Source organism: Glycomyces sp. NPDC021274, from assembly GCF_040641195.1.
Classification (GTDB): domain Bacteria; phylum Actinomycetota; class Actinomycetes; order Mycobacteriales; family Micromonosporaceae; genus Glycomyces.
In genome coordinates this window covers 455,549-469,232 of sequence record NZ_JBFADC010000001.1, presented here as the reverse complement: position 1 = coordinate 469,232, position 13,684 = coordinate 455,549, and the positions used below count along the sequence as shown (strand labels likewise).

At 71.9% G+C, this 13,684-nt stretch carries 14 protein-coding genes; 8 read left to right on the top strand and 6 right to left on the bottom strand.

What is annotated here, in order from left to right; all coding sequences use genetic code 11:
• The first annotated feature begins 56 nt into the window (after positions 1 to 56).
• Together AB0I03_RS02070 and AB0I03_RS02065 are read left to right on the top strand one after the other, a co-directional pair.
• A complete protein-coding gene (locus AB0I03_RS02070; RefSeq protein ID WP_360404930.1) occupies positions 57 to 1,055 on the top strand; it encodes a hypothetical protein in 999 nt (332 codons plus the stop codon).
• Between the two features lie 40 nt (positions 1,056 to 1,095).
• Positions 1,096 to 1,611, top strand: coding sequence for a GNAT family N-acetyltransferase (locus tag AB0I03_RS02065; protein WP_360404927.1), 516 nt, complete (start codon positions 1,096 to 1,098; stop codon positions 1,609 to 1,611).
• A gap of 79 nt (positions 1,612 to 1,690) precedes the next feature.
• On the opposite strand, the gene AB0I03_RS02060 is transcribed toward AB0I03_RS02065, so the two are convergent.
• Together AB0I03_RS02060 and AB0I03_RS02055 are read right to left on the bottom strand one after the other, a co-directional pair.
• Positions 1,691 to 3,091, bottom strand: coding sequence for an extracellular solute-binding protein (locus AB0I03_RS02060; protein ID WP_360404924.1), 1,401 nt, complete (start codon positions 3,089 to 3,091; stop codon positions 1,691 to 1,693).
• Positions 3,084 to 5,147, bottom strand: coding sequence for a vWA domain-containing protein (locus AB0I03_RS02055; protein WP_360404921.1), 2,064 nt, complete (start codon positions 5,145 to 5,147; stop codon positions 3,084 to 3,086). The genes AB0I03_RS02060 and AB0I03_RS02055 overlap by 8 nt, the downstream gene beginning before the upstream one ends.
• Before the next feature lie 139 nt (positions 5,148 to 5,286).
• On the opposite strand from AB0I03_RS02055, the gene AB0I03_RS02050 reads away from it, so the two are divergent.
• The 3 genes from AB0I03_RS02050 to AB0I03_RS02040 all read left to right on the top strand — a co-directional run bounded on the left by AB0I03_RS02050 (position 5,287) and on the right by AB0I03_RS02040 (position 7,641).
• Positions 5,287 to 5,811: a GNAT family protein gene (locus AB0I03_RS02050; protein WP_360404918.1), complete on the top strand. Its 525-nt coding sequence runs from the start codon at positions 5,287 to 5,289 to the stop codon at positions 5,809 to 5,811.
• Between the two features lie 226 nt (positions 5,812 to 6,037).
• Entirely contained in the window at positions 6,038 to 6,829 is a 792-nt protein-coding gene (gene proC / locus AB0I03_RS02045; protein WP_360404915.1) for a pyrroline-5-carboxylate reductase, read from the top strand.
• Between the two features lie 98 nt (positions 6,830 to 6,927).
• Positions 6,928 to 7,641 (top strand): polysaccharide deacetylase family protein, encoded by a 714-nt coding sequence (locus tag AB0I03_RS02040; protein ID WP_360404912.1) that lies wholly within the window; start codon positions 6,928 to 6,930, stop codon positions 7,639 to 7,641.
• 64 nt (positions 7,642 to 7,705) lie between these two features.
• On the opposite strand, the gene AB0I03_RS02035 is transcribed toward AB0I03_RS02040, so the two are convergent.
• The 4 genes from AB0I03_RS02035 to AB0I03_RS02020 all read right to left on the bottom strand — a co-directional run bounded on the left by AB0I03_RS02035 (position 7,706) and on the right by AB0I03_RS02020 (position 11,221).
• Positions 7,706 to 8,713 (bottom strand): hypothetical protein, encoded by a 1,008-nt coding sequence (locus AB0I03_RS02035; RefSeq protein WP_360404909.1) that lies wholly within the window; start codon positions 8,711 to 8,713, stop codon positions 7,706 to 7,708.
• Between the two features lie 12 nt (positions 8,714 to 8,725).
• Positions 8,726 to 9,865: a serine protease gene (locus AB0I03_RS02030; RefSeq protein ID WP_360404906.1), complete on the bottom strand. Its 1,140-nt coding sequence runs from the start codon at positions 9,863 to 9,865 to the stop codon at positions 8,726 to 8,728.
• 42 nt (positions 9,866 to 9,907) lie between these two features.
• Complete coding sequence (locus AB0I03_RS02025) at positions 9,908 to 10,222, bottom strand: DUF4190 domain-containing protein (protein WP_360404903.1); 315 nt, start codon at positions 10,220 to 10,222, stop codon at positions 9,908 to 9,910.
• Between the two features lie 75 nt (positions 10,223 to 10,297).
• Complete coding sequence (locus tag AB0I03_RS02020; RefSeq protein WP_360404900.1) at positions 10,298 to 11,221, bottom strand: NAD-dependent epimerase/dehydratase family protein; 924 nt, start codon at positions 11,219 to 11,221, stop codon at positions 10,298 to 10,300.
• A 204-nt stretch (positions 11,222 to 11,425) separates the two neighbouring features.
• Here AB0I03_RS02020 and AB0I03_RS02015 point away from each other — a divergent pair, with 204 nt between their 5' ends.
• The 3 genes from AB0I03_RS02015 (at position 11,426) to AB0I03_RS02005 (ending at position 13,684) form a co-directional block, all read left to right on the top strand.
• Positions 11,426 to 11,854, top strand: coding sequence for an SRPBCC domain-containing protein (locus AB0I03_RS02015; protein ID WP_360404897.1), 429 nt, complete (start codon positions 11,426 to 11,428; stop codon positions 11,852 to 11,854).
• 157 nt (positions 11,855 to 12,011) lie between these two features.
• On the top strand, positions 12,012 to 13,217 hold the full coding sequence (locus tag AB0I03_RS02010; RefSeq protein WP_360404894.1) for a winged helix DNA-binding domain-containing protein: 1,206 nt from the start codon (positions 12,012 to 12,014) through the stop codon (positions 13,215 to 13,217).
• Positions 13,214 to 13,684 carry an OsmC family protein gene (locus tag AB0I03_RS02005; RefSeq protein ID WP_360404891.1) on the top strand — a complete coding sequence of 157 codons (471 nt, stop codon included), beginning with the start codon at positions 13,214 to 13,216 and terminating at the stop codon, positions 13,682 to 13,684. Before AB0I03_RS02010 ends, AB0I03_RS02005 begins: the two co-directional genes overlap by 4 nt.

Below are 13,684 nucleotides of genomic sequence, written 5' to 3'. Positions count from 1 at the left end.
CCTTTCGCGACCGAGAGCCGATGCGCCGGGCCCGCTCCGGCGCTTAGCGTCGAGGCATGGAAACCACCACCTCCCTCCATGCGCCGCAACGGGTCGGCCGGGTGCGGCTGCTCTTGGTGCTCGCGCTGCTCGTGTTCTCGCCGATCGCGGCCGAGAGCCTGGTCGGCTACGACGACACCACCGGGAACGTCCTCGCACTGCTGGCCGGCCTCATCGTCTTCATCCCGCTCTACGGGGCCCCGGCGGTGCTCCTGCGCGAGGCCGCGCGCCGCTTCGGGCTCGGCTGGGGCGGTGTGCTCGCGATCGCGGCGGCGCTCGGCGTCGTGCAGGCCGGGATCATCGACCAGTCGATGTTCTCCCAGGACTACCGCGGCATCGACTACTGGCAGGAGCTGGTCGGGCCGACCTGGATTCCCGGGTTCGGATTCGCGGCCTCGACCGCGCTGACGTTCGTGCTCGGGCACATGATCATGAGCTTCGCCGCCCCGATCGCGCTCGTCGAAGGGCTCGGCTCGCGGTCGGCCGACCGCCCGTGGCTGCGGCCGTTCGGGCTGGTCGTCACCATGCTGCTGTACCTGGCCGGGGCCTGGGTGGTCCTCGACTGGCACTACCGGACCGAGACCGACCACGCCTCGGCCGGCCAGCTCGCCGGTGCCGGCGCGGTGGCGGTGGTGCTCATCGCGCTCGCGTTCCTCTTCGGCCGCAGGAAGGCCGTCCGCGTCGAACGCCGCGTCCCTCCCTTGTGGGCGCTGATCGCGGCATCGGCGATCACGGTGTTCACGATCGGGCTGTCCGAGACCTGGGCCTGGGTCGCGGTCACCGCGGCCGTGTTGTGCGCCATGGGCTTCGGCATCGCCTACTTCGCGCGTTCGACCGCGTGGGGCCGCCGCCAGGTGACCGCGCTCGCGGTCGGCGCGCTGCTCTGCCAGGCGCTCACGGGGTTCCTGGCGACGCCGATCGGCGAGGTCGATCCGTTCGCGAAGTACGCGCACAACACGGCCGCCCTGCTCCTGGTCGCGGTCCTCGGCTGGTTGGCGCTGCGCCGCACCCGTTGAATCCGTTGCGGCAGGGCGCGGTGTGCGCGAGGCTGGGGGCATGCACGAGGCGCTCACCGACGGCACGGTCACGCTCCTCCCGCTCGGGCCCGGCGACTTCGCGGCCCATTACGCGGGGGAGGACGAGGAGCTGGTGCGCTGGCTCAGCGGCGATCCCGCCACCCCGGAGGGCCTGCGCGACTACCTGGACTGCTGCGCCCGCTGGTGGCGCGAGGGCGGGCCGTTCCACAACTTCGGCATCCGCGTGGGCCCGGAGTTCGCGCTCGCCGGGACCGTGGACGTCCAGACCGGCCAGTACTACCTGCGCGAGGGCCAGGCCAACCTGGCGTACGGGCTCTACGCGCAGTGGCGCGGCCGGGGCCTGGCGACCCGCGCGGTGGGCCTCGCCTGCTCGTACGCGGCCGCGATCGGCTGCACCGAGGCGGTGATCCGCTGCGAGCCGGCGAACCTCCGCTCGGCGGCGGTCGCCGCCCGGGCGGGCTTTGCATTCCTGCAGCGCCGCAGCGAACCCGATGGCCGGGTCCTCGACTGGTTCACGCTCGACCTGCGGCCCTGAACGCCGATCTGCGGCCTGTTCGGCGAATCCGGAAGGACGCTCTCCCGCGTTGTCGGGCGCTGCGTGCCGCACCCGGCGCTCACTTGCCTTCGATGGCCTTGTCGAGCAGTGAGGCGAGGCCGTCCAGATCGGGGGAGGCGTCCTGGCCGAGCTTGGGGTGCAGCTCATCGCGGAACGCGCGGCTGAACTGCGTGTAGCGCCGCACCTCGGGCCGCTGGCCCGGGCCCTCGCCGGTGAGCGCCGCGTACATCGCGGCGGCCTCGCTCCGGGGGCCGCCCACGGACTCGCAGTCGCTGCCCGCGGCCGGGATCCCGTTCCTGAGCTGGGCGATCGCGTCGAAGTACGGCTCCGGCCGGGTGGCCGCGAAGCCGCCGCGCTCGAACAGGAGCTGCTGGCTCGTCGGGCCGGTCAGGAACTCGATCAGCGCGCGGGAGACATTTTTGCGCTTGGAGTACGCGCTCACCGCGAGGCTCCCGCCGCCGAGCACCCCGCCGGGCATCGGCACGACGCCGACCTCGAACGCGACGGGCGAGGCCGCGGCCGCGAACGCCCCGCACTGCTCCAGTGTCCGGACCGCCTGCGGCCAGTGCCGCAGGAACGGGGTCCGGCCCGCCTGGAACGCGGCGAGCGACTCGTCCTCGTTGTGCTGCAGTGCCTCCGGCAGGATGAGGTACTTGCCCGGCTGCACCTCTTCGTGGAGGTCCCGGGCGAGGTCGCGGAGCAGGCCGTGTGCCTCGCGTCCGCCGAAGTCGATCATGCCGGTGCCGTCCTCGACCTCGATGCCGTTGGCCAGCAGGTACTCCCAGACGTTGACGGTGAAGCCCTCATAGGACGCCAGCTGCATGGCGATGCCGCCCTCGAAGGCGTTCTCCTCGGCGAGGATCCCCCCGATGGCGTCGGCCAGGTCGTCCCAGGTGCGCAGTCGCTCCGCGTCGGCGGGGGTGAGGATCCCGTTCGCGAGGTCGGTCTCGCCGCCCCGGCGGTAGTAGAGCATGCCCACGTTGGTGTTGAACGGCAGCGCGTACAGTTCGCCGTCGAATCGCCCGGCCTCCAAGGGCCGCTTGAGGAATCCGTCCGTGTCGGGGTCGTCGACGGCTTCGAGGCGGCCCGCCGCGGCGAACTCGGCGATCCACGGCACGTCGAGGTCCACGATGTCCACGTCCTGGTCCTCGGCCTGGAGCGCGGCGTGGATCGCGCTGTACTGCAGGTCGGCGATGGGCGGCAGCTCCACCATCTCCACGGGGTGCGCGCCGTGCCAGGCGTTCCACTGGTCGATGAGGAGCCGGCGCTGGCCGTTGGCGGTCGCGTCCCGGGAGGCCCAGAGCTGCAGCGGCCGGTCGCCGACCTCCTCCCACTCCCTGTCGGGGTCCCGCTCGCCGAGCAGGTAGGCGCCGCCGATCGCGCCGGCGGCGACGAACCCGCCGATCGCCTCGAGGACGGTGCGGCGGGCCATCTTGCGGCGCAGCTTCTTCTCAGGCATTGCCGCTCCACAACTGGTTGAACAGGCTGTCGAAGGTCACCGTGATCCGCTCCTCCTCGGCTTCCAGGCAGGTGACGCGCGAGTCCACGACGAGGTCGGTGAAGGCGGCTGACCGGCAGGAGACGTCGCCCACCGCGATCAGGTAGAGGCGCGCCTGCGACTCGGCGAGCGCCGCCCGCACTTGCTCCACTGTGGTCGATGAGGTGTCGGGGTCGTCCCCGTCGGTGAGCACCACCATCGCGTTGGCGCCCTCCGCATTGCCGGCGGCCTCGAGTTCCGCGACGCCGTCGACCACGGTCTGGTGCAGGTCGACGCCCGCACTGGTCTCGGTGGCGGCGAGCATCCCCGCCACGTCGCCGCCGGGGTCGGAGGTCATGCCGAACACGACGCCGTGCGAATCGCTGCCGGGGCCCGGGAACGTCCACAGTGCCGCCTGGTCCTCATCGTTGGCGCCGAGGTACTGCAGGGCGGTCGCGACGCCGTCGGTCGCGAGCTCGAAGCGGGTCCGCCCGCCGCTCACGGGCGCGTCCATGGTGGCCGAGTGGTCGATGGCGAGCAGCACGGTCGTGGGGGGCCGGTTCTGGCCGTACACGCCCCGCAGCGCGGTGAACTCGCCGGAGCTGATCGGATCGGCCTCGACCTCGAACGCCGTGTCAAACTGGTTGCCGCCCTCGATCGCGCCGCCGTCGTAGTGCTCGTTGCGCATGCCCATCTGCGTGGGGTTCCAGCCGTCGCTCCCGCCCGCGAGCCAGTCCTGGAGGTCCTCGGCGACGGCCGCGCGCTCCTCGTCCATGGGGTCGCCGCTCCAGTCGAGGCGCACGCCCTGGTAGTCGAGCGAGCCGAAGTGGCCGCCGTAGACCGGGGCGAGCCCGGAGCGGCCGCTCTCGGTGAGCGCGCAGTCGTCGCCCAGCGAGTGGCCCTCGTTGTAGCGGGCGAGCGCGACTTCGGTGGTGAGCACCGCCGCGTCGGGGTTCACCCCCTGGGCCAGCGTGAGGTCGCACAGCAGGTCGGTATCACTGGGGGACAAGGCGATGCCCGTGGCCGAAGCCGCATCGGCGAGCAGGTTCTCCATGCGTGCGCCGACGCCGCCGGGCTCGGCGTCAGGGCCGTACAGCGCCCGCAGGAACAGCAGGCCCGAGGTGGTCACGGCCGGGTCGGACCTGAGCACCGGGGTGTCGTGGCCCTCGCCGAGTTCGGCGATGAGGTCCGGCAGCGACCGGTCGGTGATCTGCGCGCCACCGTTGAAGCCCTGCTCGAGCACCGTGTCGGGCACGGCCAGCACCAGCGGGGTGCGGCCGATCGGCTCGGCGTCGTCGGTCTGGAAGACCTCGTAGGTGAGCTCGGAGGCGTCGAGCGCCTCGTACGCGAGGTCGACCTGGGTCTGCGATTCGGCGATCCAGAAATGCGGGCGCGGCCCCACATCGCGCAGCGAGGCGAACGGCCCGGACTCCTCGCCGCCCTCACCGGGCGACTCCCAGCCCTGCTCCATCGCCTGCTCGACCTGCGGCCACGGCGCGCTGTAGGCGGTCACGTTGGCCTTGCGGCACCGGTTCCCGTCCACGTTCGCGCGGTTGAACTCCGCGATGGCCTGCCCGAACCCGGCGGCGCCGTCCACCGGCGTCAGCACGGTGAGCTCGACAGGGTCGGCGCAGTCGACGAGCAGCTCCTGGTGCATCCGGTGCACCACCGGGCGCAGGATGTAGCCGAGCACCAGGAAGAACACGCTGACGCCGACGATCGCGGCGATCATCCGGCGCCGCTTCCCGTCGCTCGGATAGAGCAGGTCCCACAGCCAGGAGCCCGCCGCGAGCGCGATGCCGACGATGATGAGCGCGGTCCGCCAGGGCGGCGGGACCGCCCCGATGGCCAGTTCGAGGCAGAGCAGGAGCACGCCGATGCCGGTGATCGCGGGCGCGGCCCGCCGCAGTGCGTCGGTCACCGCCCGCGCGATGGCGCCCTCGTCGGGCGCGGCCTCGCCCTTCGCGTCGGAGGAGTCCTGTTGCGGTGCTTCAGAGGTCTCGTCGGGTTCGGTCCGGTCGGGTTCTGCTGCGGGCACTGGCGGCTCCGTTGCCGTGTCGTCCGAGGGTGGATCCGGAGAGGATGCAGAACAGTATGCCGCAACCGCGCTCCCATCGGGGACGGTCGATATGCGCACCTGTACCCCTGGCGCGCTCCCGACCCGGCAGAATCAAGGCATGATCACCATTCGCCCCATAGCGCTCAAGGACGCGGAGCCGATCGCGGCGCTGCGGCGCGACGGCCGCGACTACCTCGCGCCCTGGGAACCGGACCGCGGCGAGGCCGCGTTCACCACCGCGGGCGTGCGCACGGAGATCGAGGCCGCGTTCGCCCGCGCCGATGCGGGCATCGGGCTCACCTACGCGATCGAGGACGACGGCCGCGTCGTCGGCCAGATCTTCCTCAACTCGATCGTGCGCGGCCCCTACTTCCGCTCGTGCAGCGTCGGCTACTGGGTCGCGAAGGCCGCGGCCGGGCGCGGCGTGGCGACCGAGGCTGTGCGGCTCGCCAAGGGGATCGCGTTCGACGTCCTCGGCCTCCACCGGGTGCAGGCCGAAACCCTCATCGACAACCACGCCTCACAAAGGGTCTTGCAGCGCAACGGCTTCGAGCCGATCGGCATGGCCCCCGCCTACCTCAAGATCGCCGGGAGGTGGCAGGACCACCTGCTCTTCCAGGTCCTCAACCCGGAGGCGGACTGACGGCACCGTCCGCTGACAGCCCGCGTCGCCGAGAGTGCGAACTCACGGATCGGGAGCGCCGCGAAGGGCGCGCCTCCACGGCTCGGTAGCCTCGCCAATAGCACAGATGTACGGATGGCAAGCGCAGCAAGAATGCCGCATAAGCGGCATTTCCCCTGATTCCCGGTACCCGGGAGACCCGGCCCGTAGATTGCGGACTGTGGAGCGCTGACACGGAGGTGAGGACATGGACATCGCGCTGCTCGGCGTCGGCCATCTCGGCGAGGCGGTCCTCGCCGGGCTCATCGACTCCGGTCTGCCCCCCGCCCAGATCTGGGCCACCGCCCTCCCCGCCGAGCGCGCCGCCCGGCTCGCCGACGCGTACGGCGTCGAGGTCGGCACCGACAACCCGAGCGCCGTCGCCGAAGCCGACGTCGTGCTCATCGCCGTCCCGCCCGTCGCGGTCGGGCCCCTCCTCTCCGCGATCGGCCCCTCCCTCGAACCGGACGCGATCGTCGTCTCCCTCGCCGCCGGCGTCCCCCTCGCCAAGCTCACCGAGCGCCTCCCCGCCGGCATCACGGCCGTCCGCGCCATGACCAACATCGCCGCCCGCGCCCGCCGGGCGGCCACCGCGTTGGCCGCGCCCGAAGGCACCGACCTGACCGAGATCGAGGACCTGTTCGACCGCATCGGGGTCACCGTGATCGCCGACGAGTCCATGATGGATCTCATTACGGCCGTTGGCGGTTCGGGTCCCGCGTTCCTGTACTACCTCGCCGACTCGATGACGAACGCCGCGGTCGACGGCGGCATGGACCCGGTCGACGCCCGCGTCCTGGTCGACCAGATGCTCCTCGGCGCGTGCCTGCACCTGCAGGAGTCGGACGAGCCGCCCGCCGCGCTCATGGAGCGGATCGCCACGCCCGGCGGCACCACCGAGGCCGCGCTCGCCTCCCTCGACGAGTCGCATGTGGACGAGGCGATCAGGGCCGCCGTCGCCGCCGCGGCCGAGCGGGGCGGCGAGCTCCCCGGGGCCTGATACGCTCCGGCCCCGCCCGTTGGTTGTCCCGGTACACAAGCGACTTTCGTGAGAACTCCCTCGTTGCGCGACAAAGCGAGACCCGCCACGATGTGGGGATGAAACGTCTTCACCTCATGGTGACCGCAGCTGCTGCGGTCGTCGCCTCCCTCTTCCTCACCGCCCCGGCCAACGCGGCGAACGCGGCGAACGCCCAGGACACCGCACCGAGCGCCCCGGCGGCCGTCGCGGCGGACGACCCCTGGAACGGCCAGATCTTCCTCACCTTCGACGACGGCACTAACGGCATCTACACCGACCAGATCCTCGAGGTCCTCGAGCAGAACAACGCCAAGGCGACGTTCTTCATGATCGGCCAGAACGCCCAGCGCGACCCCGCCCGCGTCCGCGCGGTCCTGGCGGCCGGCCACACGCTCGGCAACCACACCTGGAACCACCCCGACATGACCACCCTGACCCGCGCGCAGATGGACGAGCAGATCGGCCGCTCCCAGACGCTCCTGGAGAGCTTCGGCGCCGAAGTGAACTGCTTCCGCCCGCCGTACGGGGCCCACAACACCACCGTGAACCAGGCGATCACCGCCGCCGGACTCCAGCGGCAGATGTGGAACGAGGACACCCGTGACTGGTCCCGTCCGGGCGTCGATGCGATCGTCGACGTCCTGCTCGGCGCCACCCCCGGCGACGTGGTGCTGATGCACGACGGCGGCGGCGACCGCTCGCAGACCGTGGAGGCGCTGGAGATCGCGCTGCCGCAGCTGGCCGCGAAGGGCTACAAGTTCGGCATCACCCCGAAGTGCAGCCCCGCTTAACGAACGATGCGGCCGCGCCCCCTCGCCCTGCAATCCAGGGCGAGGGGGCGCGGCCTACGAAGTACTACACCGCCGCACGCCTGCGGCGCAGGAGCAGCACCACGAGCGCCACCACTGCCAGCGCCACTCCGACCCACAGCATCAGCGTGTACGTGGCGCGGAGCCCGCTCGTGAAGGCGTCGTAGGTGATCGGCGCGAACGCCGCATCGCCGGCGTTCTCGATGAAGACCGGCCGCCCCTCGGCGACCGCCCACAGCGCCGCACCCGCCAGCACCGCGCCGAGCGCGCCCACCACGAGCACCCCCACCCAGCGGCGCGGCATGAGGATCAGCGCGATCAGCAAGAGGCCCAACGCGATCCACGGCAGCCAGGTGGCCGCCCAGTCCAACCGGTCGACCGTGCGCTGCAGCTCCGGCACCTGCTCGGAGTCGAGCAGCACGTACTCGGCCTCGACCGCCGGGATGTCCTCGGCGAGCGCCACATCGGCCTCGACCATGCGCTCCTTGACGATCTGCACGACCCTCCCCAGGTCGAGCGTGAGGGTGTTCCCCTCCGCCTGGATCGAGCCCGCGTTCTCGCCTTCGAGCGCCGAGACGAGCGAACTGTGCGCCTCGCGCACGGACGCGTCCCAGACCTCGAGGAACTGCGGGCTCGCCACGAACGTGTCGACCTCGTTCTGTATGTAGCCCTGCAGGGTCTCCACCGCCGAGGCCACCAGCGACTCCACCAGTGCCGGAGCCGCCTCGCTGCCGATCCACGCGTTCGCCTCCGCCGAGATCCGCTCGACGTCCAGCGCCTGCTCGATCTCCCTGGCGATCAGCGCCGCGATCCCGGCCTGCACCTGCTCGTCCTCGGCGATCACCGCGGTCCGCTCGGTGAACCGGTCGGTGTCGAGCAGCTCGAGCCGCGCATAGTAGGCCGCCACCGAACCGGTGACGGCCACGACGGCGAGCACGCACGCGAGGAGGGCCAGGACCCAGCGGACCACGTGGCGCACGCCCTTGCGCCGCTGCGGCTCGGGCTCGGCTGCGACCTCCTCAGCGGTGGTCGCCTCGCTCGTCTCCTCGCTCACGTCCGGCTCCTATCAGATCAGGTAGGGCGCTATCAGCGGGTAGATCAGGTCCATCCGCACGGCCTGGTTCGGGCACCCTCCGAAGTGGTGGAGGCCCACGACCCGGCCGGTCGAGCGGCTGATCACCGGCGACCCCGACGCCCCGCCCTCGGTGTCGCACAGGTACGCGAAGTCCGTGTCCTGGCCGCGCCCGCCGCTGCGCGCGTCGCCGACCAGGCAGTTCGCGCCGAGCCCGGCGGGCTCGGACGAGCTGGCGGACGCGATCCGCAGCGGCCCGCCGCCCGGGTGCTCGGGAATGTAGATCTTGTCGTGCAGCCCGACCGGGGCCGGGCTGACCTCCAGCGCGGGCAGGTGCGCGATCCAGGCCGGATCGGCCACGGTGAACAGCGTGAAGTCCAGCTCCCAGTCGGTCGCGAGGACCTCGGCCCCGCTTACCTTGACCGGGATCCGGGTCGCGCCGCCCGCGCACCTGATGCACTCGTACCCGAACTGCACCTCGGTCACACGCGCCTGAGCGCTTGAAGTGAAGCAGTGCTGGTTGGTGAGGAGCCGGTCCTCGGCGGCGATCCAGCCGGTGCAGTACGACTCGCCGCCGATGATGAGGCGCGCGACCGAACGGCTCGCACCGTACGCGACCGGGTCGGTCTCCTTGTAGCACACGGCGTTGCGCGAATCGTCCCGTCCGCAGACGCTCTCCGCCCGGGCCTCGCCCGGGCGGCTCGCGAGCTCGGTCTCGTTGAGCCCGCGCGAGTACTCGGCGACGCGCGCCGATGCGGCCGTGCCGTCCTCGGCGTCATGGAGCAGGACCTCCGCGGCGTCGCCCTCGACCGAGAGCGCCCACAGCCCGCCGTCCTCGACATCGGCGGCACCGTACTCATAGGACTCCGTGCCGTCCGGGCCGGCGACGGTGATCGCGTCCTGCGGGCCGAGCTCGACCTGGTCGACTCGGACCTTGATGAACGCCGCCCCCGCGTGTGCGACCGTCTGCGCCCGGCCTGCGGCGAGCGTGATGTCGGCGGGCTCGCGCTGGGCGATCTGGTCGGCCCGGTACTGCGGCGGTTCGGCGGTGGCGGCGTGCGGTGCCCAGACGACCGCGGCGGCGGCCGTGAGGGCGGTTGCGGCGGCTCGGGCGAGAGTGCGTCTGGCCTGCAAGTGGACCTCTTCTGTTCGTCGCGTCGGTGCGGTCGCGCCAGATCAGTTGTTGTAGTCGTTCTTGTACTCGTCCATGCGGTCCGTCCAGGTGTCCCAGCCGCCGACCGCCAGCGCCACGATGAACGCGACGACCGCGAGGATGGAGATCCAGCCGAGGATGATCGCCGTGGTGGCGAGGCCGCTGCCGGAGTTGTTGCGGGACTTGATCTGGCTCTTCGCGACGTAGCCGAGGATGAGCGCGAGGATGCCGAGCGGGCTGCACAGCCCGACGATGGAGAGCACGAACGCGCCGATGGCGAGCCCGTTCATCTCCCTGGGCATGTCGACCGGCGCGCCCGGTCCGTACTCCTGCGTCATGACGCCTCCAATGCAGACGGTGAGTGTGCGCAGTCTACGGAGGGGTTCAGGCGGTCTGAGGCGTTTTCGGGGGAATCAGGCGTGCTGCTTGAACCACGCCACGGTGGTGGCGATCGCCTGGTCGAGCGGGGTGACCCTGACGTGCTCGGGGAAGGAGGCGCGGAACGCGGTGTCGTCGACGATCCAGGCGCGGTCGCGCTGGTACCAGGTCTCGCCGAGGTCTTTGACGACCGGGTTGAACGCGCCGATGAGGCGCTGCATGCCGCGGCCGAGCGAAGCGCTCTTCGGCCTCCCGCCGGCGGCCTGCCAGACGAGCTCGAGGAACTCGGTGCCGGTGACGGGCGGCGCGACCGGCAGGTGCCACGCGTACCCGTCGGCCTTCGGGTGCTCGCCGAGGGTGGCGAGTCCGGCGGCGATGTCGGGCAGGTAGGCGACGGTGTGCGGCTCGTCCGGTTCGCCGACCCAGCGGGCGGTCTTCCCGGCGATGGCGGCGGCGAAGATCTGGGGTCCGAGGATGGTGTTCACGCCGCCGGGACCGAAGTAGTCGGAGGCGCGCCCGAGGCTCGCCCTGACCCGGCCCTCCTTGTGGGCGTTGAGGATCATCTCGGCGACCCGGGCGCGGGTCCGGCCCTTCGGGAACGCGGCGGCGTTCGGCAGGTCCTCGTGGAGGGCCGCTTCGACGGGCCCGTACATGTACAGGTTGTCGGCCATGACGAGCCGCGCCTCGGCCTTTTCGGCGGCGGTGAGGACGGTGTCGGTGAGGCCGACGAACTCCTCGGCCCACCGGGTGTACGGCGGCTGCGCGCACTGGTAGACCACGGCCGCGCCCGCGCAGGCCGCGACGGCGCCCTCGGCGGTGGTGATGTCCGCCCGGAAGCTGTGCGGTCCTTCGGCAGTGCGGCTGACGGCGCGCACGTCGTGGCCGCGGGCGGTGAGCTCGGCGACGAGGGACCGGCCGATGGCGCCGGTGGCGCCGAGGACGACGTGCAGGTCTGGCATGGGTGCTCCTCGATCCTCGCTGAGGGCTCAGTTATATCTCGCCGCCGAGTCCCCGCGTGCACGGAGTTCGCTTCGGGCGCACGGCCCCTGAGGCGCTCCGGCCCCGGCCGCGGGAATTATTCTTCGCGGCGGCGATGAATCCGGCGCGGCAGCGGCGTCTCTACGGGCATACACCGAACGACACCGACTGAGGAGAACCCCGACATGAGCACCGACGAGAACGCCAACTCCTACACCCTCACCGCCGAAGCCGCCGCCCCCATCGGCGCCGTCTGGGCCGCCTGGACCGAAGACGCCCCCTACGAGGTGTGGAGCTACTCGAAGCCGGGCTCGGTCTCGATCGACCCGACCCCGAACGGCCGCTACACCTCCACCGTCGTCACCCCCGACGGCCAGGAGTTCCCGATCACCGGCCGCTACATCGAGGTCGTGGAGAACGAACTGCTCGTGATGGGCATGGACACCCCCGGCGGCGGCGAAGAGGTCATGCGCCTCGACCTGGTCGACCTCGGCGGGGACCGCACCCGCCTCACCATCTCGCAGCACTGCGCCAGCAAGGAGGAGCACGACATGGCCAAGGAGGGCAGCCAGATGCTGCTCGACTCCTGCGTCGCCTTCCTCGAGAAAGCCTGATCCCCGCGGAGGCGCCGGGGCCGGCCCACCAGGAACCGGCCCCGACGCGCCCACGCACCTTGCGAGTCCCACCGCCCCGGCCGCACGAGCGGCCGGGGCCGAACCGTGCCGGGACGCCCGTGCGGCCTTCCCGCGGCCACCTGCGACGCTAACGGCCATGCAGCTCACCGCCGACCACCTCAACCGCGCCACCCTCGACCGGCAGTCCCTCCTGCGCCGCAAGCCGGACCGCGTCGTGGACGCCGTCCGCGCCGCCGTCGCCGTCCAGGCCCAGTCGCCCGCGTCCCCCTACATCGGACTGTGGAACCGCGTCGCGGATTTCGACCCGGCCGACCTCGACGTCGCCTTCACCGCGTACGACCTCGTGCGCGGCAACCCCGTCCGCATGACCCTGCACGCCGTCGCCGCCGCCGACTACCGGCCGTTCCGCGAAGCCACCGAACCGTCCCTCTACGCCGCGAAACTCGGCAGCCGTATCGTCGAAGCCGGCATCACCGCGGCCGAGGCCGCCCGGCACGCCGCCGACCTCCTCGCCTTCGCCACCGAGCCCCGCACGGCCCGCGACTGCGAAGCACTGCTCGCCGAACGGCTCGGCCCCGACACCGCGAAGGCCGCCTGGCCCGGCATCCGCCAGTACGCGCCGCTCCTGCGCGTCCCGCTCGGCGGCCCCTGGCAGTTCAACGAGAAGGTCGCCTACCTCGCCCCACCCGACCGACCCGCCCTCGGCGACCGGGACGCCGCCGACACCGCCCTCGCGGGCCTCATCCTGCGCTACCTCGCCGGGTTCGGCCCCGCCTCGATCCCCGACATCGCCCAGTTCGCGATGGTCCAGCGCGCCAGGGTCAAGCAGGCCGTCAAAGCCCTCGGCGACCGCCTCAACGAACACACCGGACCGAACGGCACCGGGCATGCCGGGGACGTGCTCTACGACCTCCCCGAAGCCGCGATTCCCGACCCCGAGACCCCCGCGCCGCCGCGCCTGATGGCCATGTGGGACAACGTCTTCCTCGCCCACCACGACCGCAGCCGCACCATCCCCGCCGACCTCCGCACCACCGTGATCCGCAGCAACGGCGACGTCCTCCCGATGATCCTCGTCGACGGCCGCGCCGCCGGCGTCTGGCGCACCACCCCCGCCGGCATCGAGGCGACCGCGTTCCGGCCCCTCACCGGCGACGACTGGACCGGGCTCGCCGCCGAAGCCGCAGCGCTCACTGCGTTCCTCGCCGACCGCGACCCCGACGCCTACTCCCGCTACCACCACTGGTGGCCGCGGCTCCCCGAAGGCGAGACCGTGCTGCTGGCGCCTCGGTTACGATTTCGGCCACGCCCCCGACCCCGCACCGGAAGGAGCCCGCCATGAGCGGCCGCGAGCACCACTACGAGATCACGATGCGCTGGACCGGCAACACCGGCGAAGGCACCGCGAACTACCGCGCCTACGGGCGCGACCACGACCTCGCCGCCGCCGGCAAGCCCGTGATCCAGGCCAGCGCCGACCCTGCGTTCCGCGGCCAGCCCGAGCGCTGGAACCCCGAGGAGCTGCTGGTGGCGAGCCTCGCCGACTGCCACATGCTCACGTACCTGTCGCTGTGCGCCCGCGAGCGCCTCGTCGTCACCGCCTACGAGGACACCGCGACCGGCACCATGGTCGAGGACGGGCACGGTGGGCGCTTCGCCGAGGTGACACTCGCCCCGGTCGTGACGATCGCCGACCCGCAGAAGGCCGACCGCGCGCTGGAGCTCCACCACGACGCGAACAAGGACTGCTTCATCGCGAACTCGGTGAACTTCCCGGTCCACCACCGCGCGACCATCCACATCGGATGA

Coding starts and splice junctions, on each gene's coding strand:
- AB0I03_RS02070 (WP_360404930.1), top strand. CDS start 57: ATGGAAACCACCACCTCCCTCCATGCGCCGCAACGGGTCGGCCGGGTG.
- AB0I03_RS02065 (WP_360404927.1), top strand. CDS start 1,096: ATGCACGAGGCGCTCACCGACGGCACGGTCACGCTCCTCCCGCTCGGG.
- AB0I03_RS02060 (WP_360404924.1), bottom strand. CDS start 3,091: ATGCCTGAGAAGAAGCTGCGCCGCAAGATGGCCCGCCGCACCGTCCTC.
- AB0I03_RS02050 (WP_360404918.1), top strand. CDS start 5,287: ATGATCACCATTCGCCCCATAGCGCTCAAGGACGCGGAGCCGATCGCG.
- proC (WP_360404915.1), top strand. CDS start 6,038: ATGGACATCGCGCTGCTCGGCGTCGGCCATCTCGGCGAGGCGGTCCTC.
- AB0I03_RS02040 (WP_360404912.1), top strand. CDS start 6,928: ATGAAACGTCTTCACCTCATGGTGACCGCAGCTGCTGCGGTCGTCGCC.
- AB0I03_RS02025 (WP_360404903.1), bottom strand. CDS start 10,222: ATGACGCAGGAGTACGGACCGGGCGCGCCGGTCGACATGCCCAGGGAG.
- AB0I03_RS02020 (WP_360404900.1), bottom strand. CDS start 11,221: ATGCCAGACCTGCACGTCGTCCTCGGCGCCACCGGCGCCATCGGCCGG.
- AB0I03_RS02015 (WP_360404897.1), top strand. CDS start 11,426: ATGAGCACCGACGAGAACGCCAACTCCTACACCCTCACCGCCGAAGCC.
- AB0I03_RS02010 (WP_360404894.1), top strand. CDS start 12,012: ATGCAGCTCACCGCCGACCACCTCAACCGCGCCACCCTCGACCGGCAG.
- AB0I03_RS02005 (WP_360404891.1), top strand. CDS start 13,214: ATGAGCGGCCGCGAGCACCACTACGAGATCACGATGCGCTGGACCGGC.